The organism is Bacillus sp. NPDC094106, from assembly GCF_044764345.1.
GTDB lineage: Bacteria > Bacillota > Bacilli > Bacillales > Bacillaceae_G > Bacillus_A.
Window position 1 is genome coordinate 61,368 of the sequence record NZ_JBIWHY010000005.1, and the last position, 14,157, is coordinate 75,524.

13 protein-coding genes are annotated in these 14,157 nt (G+C 38.0%); 3 read left to right on the plus strand and 10 right to left on the minus strand.

Going from position 1 to position 14,157, the window contains the following annotated elements; all coding sequences use genetic code 11:
* Positions 1–155: 155 nt before the first annotated feature.
* Positions 156–482 (minus strand): bacillithiol system redox-active protein YtxJ, encoded by a 327-nt coding sequence (ytxJ, locus tag ACIQ7L_RS08795; RefSeq protein ID WP_400568290.1) that lies wholly within the window; start codon positions 480–482, stop codon positions 156–158.
* A 1-nt stretch (position 483) separates the two neighbouring features.
* Positions 484–1,032: a DUF948 domain-containing protein gene (locus ACIQ7L_RS08800; protein ID WP_400568291.1), complete on the minus strand. Its 549-nt coding sequence runs from the start codon at positions 1,030–1,032 to the stop codon at positions 484–486.
* A 142-nt stretch (positions 1,033–1,174) separates the two neighbouring features.
* Between ACIQ7L_RS08800 and ACIQ7L_RS08805 the strand changes: the two genes are divergently transcribed.
* Positions 1,175–2,290, plus strand: coding sequence for an aminopeptidase (locus ACIQ7L_RS08805; RefSeq protein ID WP_400568293.1), 1,116 nt, complete (start codon positions 1,175–1,177; stop codon positions 2,288–2,290).
* A 45-nt stretch (positions 2,291–2,335) separates the two neighbouring features.
* Here the strand turns inward: ACIQ7L_RS08805 and ACIQ7L_RS08810 are convergent, their stop codons facing one another.
* From ACIQ7L_RS08810 to ACIQ7L_RS08825, 4 genes are read right to left on the minus strand one after another with little or no spacing between them, the layout of a single operon-like run.
* A complete protein-coding gene (locus ACIQ7L_RS08810) occupies positions 2,336–2,848 on the minus strand; it encodes a GNAT family N-acetyltransferase (protein WP_400568295.1) in 513 nt (170 codons plus the stop codon).
* Positions 2,845–3,393 carry a GNAT family N-acetyltransferase gene (locus ACIQ7L_RS08815; RefSeq protein ID WP_400568296.1) on the minus strand — a complete coding sequence of 183 codons (549 nt, stop codon included), beginning with the start codon at positions 3,391–3,393 and terminating at the stop codon, positions 2,845–2,847. Before ACIQ7L_RS08815 ends, ACIQ7L_RS08810 begins: the two co-directional genes overlap by 4 nt.
* Before the next feature lie 55 nt (positions 3,394–3,448).
* The gene (locus ACIQ7L_RS08820) at positions 3,449–4,357 is read right to left on the minus strand and encodes a DMT family transporter (RefSeq protein ID WP_400568298.1); all 909 of its coding nucleotides are present in this window, start codon (positions 4,355–4,357) and stop codon (positions 3,449–3,451) included.
* Positions 4,347–4,760, minus strand: a complete 414-nt coding sequence (locus ACIQ7L_RS08825) for a MerR family transcriptional regulator (RefSeq protein ID WP_400568300.1) — start codon at positions 4,758–4,760, stop codon at positions 4,347–4,349. The genes ACIQ7L_RS08820 and ACIQ7L_RS08825 overlap by 11 nt, the downstream gene beginning before the upstream one ends.
* 120 nt (positions 4,761–4,880) lie before the next feature.
* Here ACIQ7L_RS08825 and ACIQ7L_RS08830 point away from each other — a divergent pair, with 120 nt between their 5' ends.
* Together ACIQ7L_RS08830 and ACIQ7L_RS08835 are read left to right on the plus strand one after the other, a co-directional pair.
* Complete coding sequence (locus ACIQ7L_RS08830; protein WP_400568301.1) at positions 4,881–5,225, plus strand: PadR family transcriptional regulator; 345 nt, start codon at positions 4,881–4,883, stop codon at positions 5,223–5,225.
* On the plus strand, positions 5,222–5,893 hold the full coding sequence (locus tag ACIQ7L_RS08835; protein ID WP_400568303.1) for a hypothetical protein: 672 nt from the start codon (positions 5,222–5,224) through the stop codon (positions 5,891–5,893). The genes ACIQ7L_RS08830 and ACIQ7L_RS08835 overlap by 4 nt, the downstream gene beginning before the upstream one ends.
* Positions 5,894–6,057: 164 nt before the next feature.
* Here ACIQ7L_RS08835 and murC read toward each other — a convergent pair whose 3' ends face one another.
* The 4 genes from murC to ACIQ7L_RS08855 form a co-directional block, all read right to left on the minus strand.
* Complete coding sequence (gene murC, locus ACIQ7L_RS08840) at positions 6,058–7,368, minus strand: UDP-N-acetylmuramate--L-alanine ligase (protein ID WP_335360874.1); 1,311 nt, start codon at positions 7,366–7,368, stop codon at positions 6,058–6,060.
* Positions 7,369–7,647: 279 nt separating this feature from the next.
* Positions 7,648–8,766, minus strand: a complete 1,119-nt coding sequence (locus ACIQ7L_RS08845) for a nicotinate phosphoribosyltransferase (RefSeq protein WP_400568305.1) — start codon at positions 8,764–8,766, stop codon at positions 7,648–7,650.
* Between the two features lie 75 nt (positions 8,767–8,841).
* Positions 8,842–12,912, minus strand: a complete 4,071-nt coding sequence (locus ACIQ7L_RS08850; RefSeq protein ID WP_400568307.1) for a DNA translocase FtsK — start codon at positions 12,910–12,912, stop codon at positions 8,842–8,844.
* Positions 12,913–13,070: 158 nt separating this feature from the next.
* Positions 13,071–14,057 (minus strand): N-acetylmuramoyl-L-alanine amidase, encoded by a 987-nt coding sequence (locus ACIQ7L_RS08855; RefSeq protein WP_400568309.1) that lies wholly within the window; start codon positions 14,055–14,057, stop codon positions 13,071–13,073.
* Positions 14,058–14,157 lie beyond the last annotated feature (100 nt).

Here is a 14,157-nt window from a genome sequence, read left to right on the forward strand (position 1 = left end):
GTTTATATATGTTACATTACTTGTATTATCACGTTTAAGCTAACTTATTATATCGAATAGACGTCAGGTTGTCACATGATATACATTGCGCTTGGAATCGTTCTTTTATTTTCTTAGAGAACAAGAAAAAAGCAAGCATATTCGCTTGCTCCTCCCTACTTCACATTCTCTTCTAAAGCTGACTTCTTAATATTCCAATGGGATGTATGCCATGCTGCAATCCCATCTTTTATGTATAGCACTTGTGGAGATTCATGTTTAACACCGAAGTGTTCTGCAATACGGTTCGAAACCTCTCTCGCATCTTGTACGAATAAATAATATGCTGGTGTTTCTTTTGCCTCATTACAATACGCCTGAAATTCTGTATATGCGCCGTGGCTAATTGGGCATGTTGTACTATGTTTGAAAAGAATATATGGCTCTGGCTGTTCTAATAATGCTTCAAATTCTTCCATTGTTTCAATTTTTGTCATGCTCACGTTACTCACCTCTCATACGAATTGGAAGTCTAGAGCGCTTCTCTTTCTTTTCTGCTTTCTCTAACTTCTTCTCTGCTTTTTCTAGCTTTTTCTCTTGTCTAGTCGCTCGAAAATGATTATATACTTCAATCGCCGCACTACTCCATTGTACAACTTGCGCAACTTTATCTGCATTGTTCTCAATTTCATTCGTCACAGAATCCGATACATTACGAAACTTCGTATTTAAAGAATGAATTGTCGTTCCGATTCCATCTACACCTTCTATTACTTTATTTAACGATTGTGACTTTTGTTGAATATCATCAGCTAACGCGTTCGTTTTATGTAATAATTGCTCCGTTTCTACGCTTATCCCTTGCATTTGCTTCTCTAAGCCTTCTAGCGTGCTTGCGACGTTTTCAAGCGTCTTTTGAACCGATAATAACGTTCTGCATGCATATACCACCAATACAGCGAAAGCAACTGCAATAATAGCTGCACTTACATATAAAAGAACTTGCATCTCATCACTTCCTTTATCTTTTTTATACTTTCTCCTATTATACAATCATTTTCCGTTTCGTTCTAACCCTTGTAGTTCCATTCGAATTTTCATACTTATTCGTCAAATGTAACATAAATCATTAAACAAATTCCAGCAAGTAGGTTACAATAAGAAAGGATACATAATTAGTAGGGAGGCTTTACATATGAAAGATCCACGTATTGAAAAGTTAGCGCATAATTTAATTAACTACTCAATCCGCTTACAAAAGGGCGAAAAAGTATTAATCGAAAACTTTGGTTTACAAAAAGAACTTGTAACTGCACTTGTAAAAGAAGCCTATGCCGCTGGTGGTTTCCCATTCGTTTCATTAAAAGATCATCAAGTAGACCGCTCTTTATTAATGGGTGCTACTGAAGAACACTTCGAGCAAATCGCTGCATATGAAGCAAGCGTAATGAAAGACATGGATGCTTACATCGGTCTTCGTTCAGGCGATAACATTAACGAACAAGCGGACGTTCCAAGTGAACGCATGAAAATCCATGGTCAAACAGTTGGTAAAAAAGTACATAGAGACATCCGTGTTCCAAAAACACGCTGGGTTGTTCTTCGCTATCCAAATGCATCTATGGCACAACTTGCAAAAATGAGCACAGAAGCTTTCGAAGACTTCTACTTCGAAGTATGTAACTTAGATTACGGTAAAATGGATAAGGCAATGGATAGCCTTGTTGCATTAATGAATAAAACAGATAAAGTTCGCTTAACTGGCCCTGGAACTGACTTAACATTCTCTATTAAAGACATTCCAGCTATTAAATGCTCTGGTCATTTAAATATTCCAGACGGTGAAGTATACTCTGCGCCAGTTCGCGATTCTGTTAACGGTACAGTTTCTTATAACACACCATCACCATACAACGGCTATACGTTTGAAAATGTACAACTTAAATTTGAAAATGGCCAAATCGTTGAAGCAACTGCAAACGATACAGAACGCATCAACAAAATCTTTGATACAGATGAAGGTGCACGCTACGTTGGTGAATTTGCAATCGGCGTAAACCCATACATTTTACATCCAATGGGCGACATTCTATTTGATGAAAAAATCGACGGCAGCTTCCACTTCACACCTGGACAAGCTTATGATGATGCATGGAACGGCAACAACTCTAACATTCACTGGGATTTAGTATGTATCCAGCGCCCTGAATACGGCGGCGGTGAAATCTACTTCGACGACGTATTAATCCGTAAAGACGGACGCTTCATTGTACCTGAATTAGAAGCTTTAAATCCTGAGAACTTAAAATAAAAATAAAAGAACGTTCCTTTTGAAAGGAGCGTTCTTTTGCATATTTCACTTTTCAATTTTCTGCTCCTTCAATCCATACCTATAAAATTTCTTATCTACTTGAAGCACAGGAAAACCCTCTGGTAACTCTTCCATCTTGATACTCTGAAATCCATTTTTTTCGTAGAAACGATGCGCCGCTAAAAATTGCACTGTCGTTCCTAAATAAATACCTTCTAAGTCTCTTTCTTTCGCCCAAGAGATAGCTGTTTGGAGTAACATGCTCGCCGCACCCCACACCTTGCCCCGAAATTCTTTTTCCACAAACATTTTTCTTAAAGCTACTTGCTTATTTCCAATGTCTAATAAAGCTATAGTTCCAACTACTTTGCCATCATATGTTGCCACCCAAAAATTGCCGTTATCTCTTTGATAAAACTCCTCAATCTCTAGTAAATCTGGCTGCTCTTCCTTTGTAATTGGCACATTATATTCTTTTTGCTGAATGTGAACGATTAAATCAACCACTTCCGATTGGTACTTACTTGCATATGACGTAATAAAAACAGTATTATTCATCGAATCTCCTTCCATTCTGAAGCTAATAAACTATATACGGCAATATCGTGAAAATGATCATAGAGCCATTCTTCATCACGCATAATTCCGTCTAACTTAAAGCCTAATCGCTCTGGAATCGCACGGCTTTTCTGATTGTCTACCCCGCAACGAATTTCTATCTTATTCAATTGTAATTCTTCAAACGCATAGCGAAGCACCGCTTTTACACTCCGCGTCATAATTCCTTTTCCTCCTGCTTCTTCTGCAAGATAATATCCAAGACTCGTTGCTTTCTTTGCCCAACTTATCTCGTGGATCCCAACCATTCCAACAAGCTTGCCTTTATAACGTATGCCTGTCTCAAAGCCGTTTCCAGCCGCAAATCTCTTTAGCCACATCGGAAGAATTTCGTCATATGCATCAGCGGATTTTGTCCCATCTACCCACGGAAGCCATTTTCTTAAATGCTCCCTGTTTTGATCTACTAATTGATATAACTCTTCTTTATGATGTTTTTCTAACAATTGCAGTTCAATTTCATCATCGACTCGAAGTGTAAACATTTCGTTATCCCCTTTTATATTTTCTTATTATTCTAACATTTATAGATAAAAAATGTTATACATTCATGCCTTCTCTTTTTGATTTTATAGCAAGAAAACCTGAAGAATATAGTACTCCTGTAATAACTAAAATCATTCCTAAGCATTGCGCAGTTGTTATATTTACTCCTTCAGCAAAAGAAATAAGGATCGTAACAACAGGAACTAAGTTAAAGAACAAAGAGGTTTTTGCCGCTCCAATTTGCGCGATTCCTTTATTCCACCAGAGGTAACCAAGTACACTCATTCCAATCGCCACAAATAAGATAGATAGCCATGCGAATAGAGGAACTTCTGGAATTGGCACTACACTTTTCTGCATGAAAGATACCATAATAAAAGCAAGCGCTCCAACCGTCATTGTATATGTTGTTGTTTGCAGCGGGTTCCCGTTCTTAATAAACTTTCTACCTAGCACACCATATAAACCCCAGCAAATATTCCCTAATAAAATATAGAAATCACCTTTTGAAAATGCTAAATTTTGTAGCGCTGAAAACGCCCCTTGCGTAATAACGAAAATGACTCCAAGCAGTGCAAATAACATTCCGATAGCTTGCCGTTTTACAATTCTTTCTCGCAAAATTACACTTGCCAATATTGTTGTAACAAGCGGATTCGTTGCCATAATAAGCGAACCATTTATCGCTTCTGTATGTTTCATTCCTAGGAAGAAAAAGAAGTTAAAACCAAATACACCAACTAAACCTAGCAAAACATAATAGCCAATATTTTGTTTCCATATTTCTCGTTCAAAGTTCTTTCTTACTATCAAAATACATAGCATCACAAAAGCAGCGATTCCAAAACGCCACGCGGCAATGTGAACCGCTGAAAAATATTGTACTGCGTATTTAGATACATTAAATGTCCCGCCCGTAAAGAGTGCAAAACCTAGCAACTGAAGATACACTTTATTTTTCATTGTCATCCTCCAAGGCTTTGCCTTCTAAGAAACCATAATAAATTTCTAATTTATCCTCTGTTAGTTCTACTACACGCTCTAGTTGCTCTTGCTGTTCTTTTAAGCGTTCCAAATGACTCGTTAAAATCATAATACGTTTTTTTATTTTGGCTGGCACTTCCTTTTTTCTTTGCCTAATTTCTTCTATAATGCAGCCATCACTTGCAAATTCCGCCATCTCTTCTAGTGACATACCCGTTTGTTTTAAAGAATATAAAAATTTTAATAAGCGTACATCAGCCTCTGTATATTGGCGAATACCACTATTTCGTGTTGGCGGTGGTAATAATCCTAACTTTTCATAATAACGCAAAGTATGAATTCCCATCCCTGTTAACTCTGCTACTTCACCAATTTTATACATGTTCTCTCCCCCTTGTTTTCACATATTTATCTTACAACCTAGAGTTAGCTCTAGGTCAATACATAAATAAAACCACTATATATGATTGATATCTAGATATGAATCATATATAGTTAAAGTATGGAAAAAAATGATAATTTTATTGTTCAGTTACGTAAAGGTGTTTTTGATCTCGCTATTTTGTCTTTAATAAGTAAGAAACCTATGTACGGATATGAGATTACAAGTGCGTTACAAGAAACTCCTGTATTTCATATTCCAAATGGTTCGATTTACCCTATATTAAATCGAATTACGAAAAACAATTGGGCCAGTTCCTATTGGGAAGAGTCTGGTGATGGACCGAAAAGAAAATACTATCGGATTACAGATGAAGGGAGAGAAATTTTACATAATCGTTTAGAAGATTATGATGCAGTTTACCACGCTCTCATGTTACTAGCAAAAGGGGATGATAAGAAATGAACAAAGATGTGTTTTTTGCAGATCAATACGTTACTTCTTTCTTACATGATTTTAACCAACCTTTAATGGATTTACCTGTAGAAATAAGAGAACAGCACGTGTTAGAAATTAAATCCGACTTATATGAACAGGCATTAGAAAAAGCAAACGAAGGGATAGCGTTAGCGCTCATTCCACAGCAAGTCGTACAAGAATTTCTTCCGCCAAAACAGTTAGCTCGAAAGATAACAGCAGAATATGCAGATATTACTCTTGCTGGACAACATTCTACAAATACATTTATTAGATATTATACCGGTCTTTCTATCGGTGCATTCGGGGCATTGTCTGTACCAATCATACTTGGATTTATCAATGTCTCTGCCTGTTTGCCATTCCTGCTAGCATTTGTGGCAAGCAACCTTTGGTTCATATTCCGAAAAAATTATTGGAATAGTAATTTACTATCCTATTTTAAAAGAATCATTTCATTTGGCATAAGCATGTTCATCGCGATTCCTTTTGCTTTCTTTGCTATTCGAATCATGATGACGAAACAAATTGATATGTTTTCACTCTATTACTTAATCGGGTATTTAATTTGTAGTGCTATATACATCTTCTTATTGCAACAACAATATAAAAAGAACATACATCACCAATCTATCAGCGATTTTTCAATATATTGACCGTAACTCCAATTATATCGATGCAAATTGAAATATATCGAACACAAATTCAATTATATCGACGTTTCGACAAGGAATATCGACTTACTGACTAAATTCGACACCAGCACAAGCCCCAACAACACACAAAAAAAGACGCACAGCTCAGCTGTGCGCCTTTCTTCTTACTTCTCTGCAACTTGCACTTCTTTCACGTAAGCTGCTTCGAATTTTTGAATATCACCTGCGCCCATGAAAATAAGAACGCCGTTTTTATGTTTCTTTAATACATTCGTTGTTGTATCGGTAATCAATTCTGCACCATCAATACGTTTTTGCAGATCTTGAATTGTTAAGTCACCTTTGTTTTCACGTGCTGATCCGAAAATATCACATAAGTATACTTGGTCAGCTTTGCTTAGACTTTCCGCAAACTCATCTAAGAATTTTTCTGTACGTGAGAATGTATGCGGCTGGAAGACAGCGACAATTTCACGCTCTGGATGCTTTTGACGAGCAGCTTCAATCGTTGCATTAATTTCTGTCGGATGGTGTGCATAATCATCGATGATGACTTGTTCTCCCATCGGTTTTTCATTAAAGCGACGTTTTACGCCTTCAAAAGTAGTTAGTTGATGTTTTACTACCTCTACATCAACATTTTCATAATGGCAAAGCGCAATAACCGCTAATGCATTTAATACGCTGTGATTTCCGTATCCTGTAATTTTGAACGTTTCATAATACGTATTACGAACGAATACATCAAATACAGTACCGTCTGTTCTCTTTTGAATGTTACGGGCTTGGAAATCATTATCTTCACCAAATCCATAGAAAATAACAGGTACTTTCGCTTGAATTTTTTGAAGTTCTTCATCATCACCACATGCAATAATCCCTTTTTTCACTTGCAATGCCATCTCTTGGAATGCACTAAATACATCATTGATGTCTGCAAAGTAATCTGGATGATCAAAATCAATATTTGTCATAATTGCATAGTCTGGATAATACGACAAGAAATGACGACGATACTCACAAGCTTCAAACACAAAATACTTACTATTTTCTACCCCATGCCCTGTTCCATCTCCAATAAGGTAAGATGTTGGGTTTGCACCTTGCATTACATGGGCTAATAAACCTGTCGTTGATGTTTTTCCATGCGCACCTGTTACCGCAACACTTGTATACTTACTCATAAGATCCCCTAAAAAGTGATGGTAACGGTGTACTGGGATATTTAATTCTTTTGCGGCTACAATCTCTTCATGTGTATCAGGAAATGCATTTCCTGCAATAATCACTTGTCCTTCTTTTACATTGTTTTTATCAAAAGGAAGGATGGAGATACCACGCTTTTCCAATGCTGTTTGTGTAAAGAAACGCTTTTCATAATCAGACCCTTGAACAGTATGCTTCATGTCATGAAGAATTTGTGCTAATGAACTCATTCCTGTTCCTTTAATTCCTACAAAATGGTAAACTGTCATCTTAAAGAACCTCCAACATTTCGAACTAATACAACGGCCTATCTATAAGACAGTATATGAATCTTTTCTTATTTTGGTAATCATCATACATTTTCGATAAAGCGGAACTTTCATCAATGCTGCTTTTCTCTCCATTCATGATTTGCTCTCGCCAATCGGGATAAACACGTACGTACTTCTTTTATGTCCATAACAAACCTATTATAGCAAAAAACAAGCCGTGATACTATGATAACAGAAAAACTGATAGGGTCAATTTCCTATCAGTTTCTCCTCTTCTTACATTTCTTCTCTTTTTTCTAATTGAACAAGCTCTAGACGTGGGTTTGGACGGTATTTACGTCCAGCTTTCGCCTCCGGTTTACCATTTAATTCCACGTTATCACCTGTAAAGCCAATGTTCATTTTTAATAAGCTGCTGCCTACTCCATATAAATCTACAGGAACATTTTGTGCTTCGAATTCACGAATACGTTTTTCATCAAATCCACCAGTTACAACAATATCTACATGCTGGAATCCTTCCTCATCAAGCGCTTTACGAAGCGCGAAAACAAGGGATGGATTTACACCACGCGGATCAAATGTTCCAAGTACTTCTGGATGACGAATGAAATGTTGATCAATCATTGTACGTGATGTATCAATGCGCACACCTTTTAATTCTGAACCAAATTCGCGTGCAACGCGAAGCCCATCTGTAATCACATCATTATTATAGTCAATCAGTACAACGAGGTCATCCTCTGGAAACTTTTTATAATATGCTTTTGCAGCTTCTACAACATCACCATTAAACATTTGAATTAATGCGTGCGGCATTGTCCCCATTCCACTCTTACCCCACCATTCATTCATCGCATGTGTTGCTTGTGCACTCATGCCACCAATATACGCAGCATACCCATCACCAGCTTGCTGTGTATAATGATCATCACGGTCTCCCATGAAAATAACTGGTTTTTCTTTTTCACCGCTACGAGCAGCTTGCACAACATTATATACATTTGTTGCAACAGATGTACGACGAGCTAAAATCCCATCGATTACACCTTCTAAAAACCCGAAATATTCATAAGGTCCTGTAATTGTTAAAACTGTTTCAAACGGCTGAATTTTGTCTCCATCCTTTAAAGAATGAATCTCAAGCTCTTCTGGATGTTCAGCGAATGTTTGTAACAATGCTAATACTTCATCTGTTCCGCAAAGTACCGCATGTTCTTTTTGGAAAAATTGCATCGTTATAACACTTTTCGGGCGAAATTCTTGAATAATATCACGAGTTTTTAAAAAGTAAACGGCAGAGAACCAGCCTTCTCCAACTCGTTCATCAAATTTAAATGTTTTATTTGTTAGTCGATTCATTTCACCTTTTAATTTTAATTCAATTTCTTTCATGTCGTTTACTCCCTACTTTACTATCCAACATTTTCTCTTAGTATACAGCAAAACCGTTTCCTATACATTTGTTTCCTATACATTTGTTTCCTGCATAGCAGCAAATTCATCCTCTGAAATAAGGACATCTCTTGGTTTTGTTCCCCTTGCTTCAGAAATAATCCCTTGTGCTTCCATCTCTTCAATAAGACGTGCCGCACGATTATAACCGATGCGGAATTTTCTCTGTACAGAAGATGTGGACGCCCCCCCTTGTTCTACAACAAATTGACATGCATCAACAAACAGTTCATCTTCGGCTTCATGTTGCTCTGTTTTCGCCAATAAATCCTCTTGCTTAAATAAGTAGTTTGGTTTCATTTGTTTTTTCACATGTTCAACTGATTTTTCAATTTCATCATCCGATACGTATACGCCTTGCACACGAACTGGTTTAGACGTACCGTTCCCTAAAAATAGCATATCACCGCGGCCAAGTAATTTTTCCGCGCCCCCAATGTCAATAATTGTACGTGAATCTACTTGAGATGATACTGTAAACGCAATACGCGTTGGAATATTTGATTTAATTAACCCTGTAATAACATCTACAGATGGACGCTGCGTTGCAACTAATAAATGAATACCACAAGCACGTGCTTTTTGTGCAATGCGGCAAATTGCTTCCTCAACATCGCCAGGAGCAACCATCATTAAATCCGCTAACTCATCAATAACAATGACGATATATGGCAATGTCTCACCTGGAATTTCTCGTCCACTTACAATTGTATTATAGCGAGTTAAATCACGAGCTCCAGCATGTGCAAACAATTCATAGCGACGTTCCATCTCATCAACTGCCCACTTTAACGCTGCTGTAGCTGCTTTCACATCTGTAATAACAGGTGCTACAAGATGCGGAATAGCATTGTATGGTGCAAGCTCAACCATTTTTGGATCAATTAGCATCAATTTCACTTCATGTGGTTTCGCTTTATATAAAATACTCGTTAAGATCGCATTAATGCACACGCTTTTCCCTGAACCAGTCGCACCAGCAATCAGTCCATGTGGCATCTTTCGAATGTCCGTTACAATCGGTGCCCCAGAAATATCAAGCCCAAGTGCAACTGTAAGCGGTGATTCACTCTGTGTAAACACAGGACTTCTTAAAATCTCTCTTAGGAATACAGGCTTACTTTCTTTATTCGGAACTTCAATTCCGATTGCACTTTTCCCTGGAATCGGTGCTTCAATTCGAATATCTTTTGCAGCTAAGCTCAGCTTAATATCATCGCTTAAGTTTGTAATTTTATTTACCTTCACACCAGGATTAGGTTGTACTTCAAAGCGAGTTACCGCCGGTCCTTGTGAAACATTAATAACATGAGCTCCAACATTGAAATTATTAAACGTCGTATCTAATAACGCTTTCTGTTCTTCTAACCATTCCGTATTATCTAACGCTGCTTGACTCGGAATTGTCAACAATGTTAATGGTGGCATCGCATATTCAGGCGGTGTTTGCAGTACATTACGCACATCATTCACTCTTTGCGCTACAACGTATGCTTTTTCTTGTACTTCTATATTTGAAGCAGGTGCTGACACTTCCATTTGTTGAACAGGTTGTTCTGTTACTTGAGATTCCGCTACGACTTGTTGCATTGCTCTCTCTTCCACTTGTGGTTCCACTGCTGCTTGTTGTATTGGTCTTTCTTCCACTTGTGGTTCCACTGCGACTTGTTGCACTGGTCTTTCTTCTACTTGAGATTCCACTACGACTTGTTGCACTGGTCTTTCTTCTACTTGAGATTCCACTGCGACTTGTTGCATTGGTCTTTCTTCCACTTGTGGTTCCACTGCGACTTGTTGCATTGCTCTCTCTTCCACTTGTGATTCCACTGCGACTTGTTGCATTGGTCTTTCTTCCACTTGTGGTTCCACTGCGACTTGTTGCATTGCTCTCTCTTCCACTTGTGATTCCACTGCTGCTTGTTGCACTGGTCTTTCTTCCACTTGTGATTCCACTACGACTTGTTGCATTGCTCTCTCTTCCACTTGTGATTCCACTGCTGCTTGTTGCACTGGTCTTTCTTCCACTTGTGATTCCACTGCTGCTTGTTGCATTGTCTCTTTCTCTTCTATCCGTTGTCCTACAGGAGCTTGCGCTGTATTCATTCTTGCTGCATGTTTTTCCATTAGTTTATTTCTATCTTGTTTCAACATCACAACATTAAACGGTACATGACGTTTTTTCTCACGCTTTGGCTCTTCTTTTTGCTTAGCAGGAGCAGGATTTTCTTCAACAACTGCTTTCTTTTCTTCTGCCTCTTCTATTAAGACATTTGCAAAGTCTTGAACATCTTTCTTCGTTTGCTCATCTGCTTCTGAAGTTGGCACGAACACATCGTTTTCTTCTTTCAAATCGATTGTTTCTTGCTCAGCAATAACAGTTTGTTCTGTAATCGTTGTACCTTCTAGAAGTTTTGGTTCCGTTGCTTCTTCTGCTTCCGCTACTAGTTCTTCCTCAGAAGCTTCCTCTGTTTCTTCTACTAGCTCTTCTTCAGATGTTTCCTCTGTTTCTTCTACTAGCTCTTCTTCAGATGTTTCCTCTGTTTCTTCTACTAGTTCTTCTCCAGATACTTCCTCTGTTTCTTCTACTAGTTCTTCTCCAGATACTTCCTCTGTTTCTTCTACTAGTTCTTCTCCAGATACTTCCTCTGTTTCTTCTACTAGCTCTTCTTCAGATGTTTCCTCTGTTTCTTCTACTAGTTCTTCTCCAGATGCTTCCTCTGTTTCTTCTACTAGTTCTTCTTCTGAGGCTTCCTCTGCTTCTTCTACTAGCTCTTCTCCAGATGCTTCCTCTGTTTCTTCTACTAGTTCTTCTCCAGATACTTCCTCTGTTTCTTCTACTAGCTCTTCTTCAGATGTTTCCTCTGTTTCTTCTACTAGCTCTTCTTCAGATGTTTCCTCTGTTTCTTCTACTAGTTCTTCTCCAGATGTTTCCTCTGTTTCTTCTACTAGCTCTTCTTCAGATGTTTCCTCTGTTTCTTCTACTAGTTCTTCTTCTGAGGCTTCCTCTGCTTCTTCTACTAGCTCTTCTTCAGAAGCTTTTTCTACTATTTCAGCAACATTCTCTCCCAAAATAGTTTTCTCAACTGGCTGCTGTTCTTCTATTTCTTTCTTACATTCAATTTCTTCCATTAACGTTGTATCCATATTCTCTACCTTTGAATCTAGTAATTCCTCTTGTAGAGATCCTTCGTTTCCTCCGTTATCATCTTGTGATAACGCCACTACATCTTGTGTTTGCTCAAATACTTGCACGTCTTTGGCGGTATGTTCTTCTTTGCCTTCCTCGTCCTTTTGCTGTAAATCCGGTTTATGGAGTAAGTAATCAGCTGATTCTTCACGAAGTTCTCTAATTCCCTGCGCTTTTTCTTGCTCTTCTAATGAAGGAATGGAACGCTCAGTCTCATAACCATTTTTCTCTAGCCATTGATCAACAACTGACTTTTCTTCTTTATTTTCTTGTTGACCTTGTTCTGGTACTTCTTCATAACGATTAGAAGGAATACGAGATTCTTCTGAGAAATCTGATAGCGAATACCCTTTTTTCTCTAACCAAACATCAACAACCGATTTTCCTTCAGCGGATATTTCAAGATCTTCGCTTTCTTTTTCTTCCTCCTGAACATGTTTCGGTTCTGCCGAAGGACGATTATATCCATAGATAGGCGAAATCATTTCCGTTGGGCGAAACGGTCTTCGATTACTTTCTTGCACCACTGTAGATGCTGTTTGGATGACAAGCTCTGGTTCAGGCTCAAATTCTGGTTCTCTGAATGTAGGAGTTGGTTCTTCCTCCACATATCTGCGTCTACGTCTCTCCGTGCTTATTTTTCTTTGGAAAGACTGTTCTTCAACATGTGTTGATTCTCCGACAACCTCTTCATTAAACCCATCATCTGGTATTAATGGGAAACGGCACTTTACAGCTTGATTTCGACTCGCCATTTGTGCTTCTCTTGCTTCAGTGTAGTGGTTTACACGAGGAATTTCCGGCTGACTTTCAGTGTGTTTCGGTACTTCTTTATTCATCGCTGTTTTTTCTTCCTGATGTTCCTCTTTGTTAAACAGCTTTTTCATCCAATCTAACATGCTTACCACTCTTTCTACTAAATAGTAACATCCTTTATTGTATCAGCATTCAGCAAAAAGTGCAGGTAAAATTACGTTCATTCACTTTCTCTACCATATTCCAATTTCTTAGTCCGTACTGCATGAAAAAACAGCAATCTCCTCTATCAGACTGCTGTTTATGATTTACTCTTTCGATACTCTTCTACACTATCTGTTACGCTTTGCAACAATGAATGTAAATATTTTGGATCAGATAATTTCCGGTCCTCTTCAGGATTCGACATAAATCCGAGTTCAAGTAAAACTCCTGGAACTTTCGACCAATTAAATCCAGAAAGATCATCTCGAAACTGAATCCCGTTTACTTTTACCTGGCTGTTTTCTTTCATTTTCTTTACGATAATTTGAGAGACTTGTAAACTTTCAGTATAAATTCCTTTTGTATATGTATTTCCTTCTGCTGGTGCCAACACAGCAAATCCTTTTTGTCCTTGGTCCTCAGAACCATCCGCATGGAGGCGTAAAAATAAATTTGCTTGGTGATCGTTTGCAAATGTTGCCCTCTCTTTATTACTTATATCAACATCATGCGACGTTCTTGTCATAAGCACTTGAATCCCTTTTTCTTCGAGTTTCTTTTTCAATATCATAGCTGCCTCTAACGCAAGAACGGATTCTCTCTTTTTCGTCACAACTCCTGTTGTTCCATCGGTTACTTTATATTTTTGCACCGTTGTCCCTGGACCAATTGGTTCTAGATTTAAGTTTGCTTTCTCTTGATGACCAGGATCAATCACAACAAGAAACTTCCCTTGTTCTTCATTCATATCCGCTTTTGCCTCATTACTAGTTGCTTGTTGCTCTATTTGTCCGGCAGGAGATGTTTGCTCGGGTTTTAGCTCTTCAGCCGATAATTCCCCATGCGTCTTTTCTGCTTGTTCATTCGGTTGTACAGCTGGCGGTTCTGATTCCGTTTTATTTTCTTGTTTCTCAAGTTGTTTTTCTGATGGAGTGCCTTGCTTTTGTTCAGTATTTTTTTCACCGTTATCTTGTACGGAAGATGCTCGTTCTTTTTGGGAAGACGTTTTTTCTTGTTCCTTCGAACATGCCCCCATATATACTCCAATTAATGCAATTACACACATCATTTTTATATACTTCATATATTTTCTCCCCATCCCCCTGCATATGCCCCGCCTAAAAACACTCTATTTTTCTTTGAATTGCTTCATAACTTCATCTATATAAATCCATTTTATTTTT

Bases quoted from the DNA above. Each gene is read 5' to 3' on its own strand.
- ACIQ7L_RS08825 (WP_400568300.1), bottom strand. From the start codon at position 4,760: ATGTATAAAATTGGTGAAGTAGCAGAGTTAACAGGGATGGGAATTCAT.
- ACIQ7L_RS08815 (WP_400568296.1), bottom strand. From the start codon at position 3,393: ATGTTTACACTTCGAGTCGATGATGAAATTGAACTGCAATTGTTAGAA.
- ACIQ7L_RS08845 (WP_400568305.1), bottom strand. From the start codon at position 8,766: ATGAAAGAAATTGAATTAAAATTAAAAGGTGAAATGAATCGACTAACA.
- ACIQ7L_RS08805 (WP_400568293.1), top strand. From the start codon at position 1,175: ATGAAAGATCCACGTATTGAAAAGTTAGCGCATAATTTAATTAACTAC.
- murC (WP_335360874.1), bottom strand. From the start codon at position 7,368: ATGACAGTTTACCATTTTGTAGGAATTAAAGGAACAGGAATGAGTTCA.
- ACIQ7L_RS08855 (WP_400568309.1), bottom strand. From the start codon at position 14,057: ATGAAGTATATAAAAATGATGTGTGTAATTGCATTAATTGGAGTATAT.
- ACIQ7L_RS08835 (WP_400568303.1), top strand. From the start codon at position 5,222: ATGAACAAAGATGTGTTTTTTGCAGATCAATACGTTACTTCTTTCTTA.
- ACIQ7L_RS08850 (WP_400568307.1), bottom strand. From the start codon at position 12,912: ATGTTAGATTGGATGAAAAAGCTGTTTAACAAAGAGGAACATCAGGAA.
- ACIQ7L_RS08820 (WP_400568298.1), bottom strand. From the start codon at position 4,357: ATGAAAAATAAAGTGTATCTTCAGTTGCTAGGTTTTGCACTCTTTACG.
- ACIQ7L_RS08830 (WP_400568301.1), top strand. From the start codon at position 4,881: ATGGAAAAAAATGATAATTTTATTGTTCAGTTACGTAAAGGTGTTTTT.
- ACIQ7L_RS08810 (WP_400568295.1), bottom strand. From the start codon at position 2,848: ATGAATAATACTGTTTTTATTACGTCATATGCAAGTAAGTACCAATCG.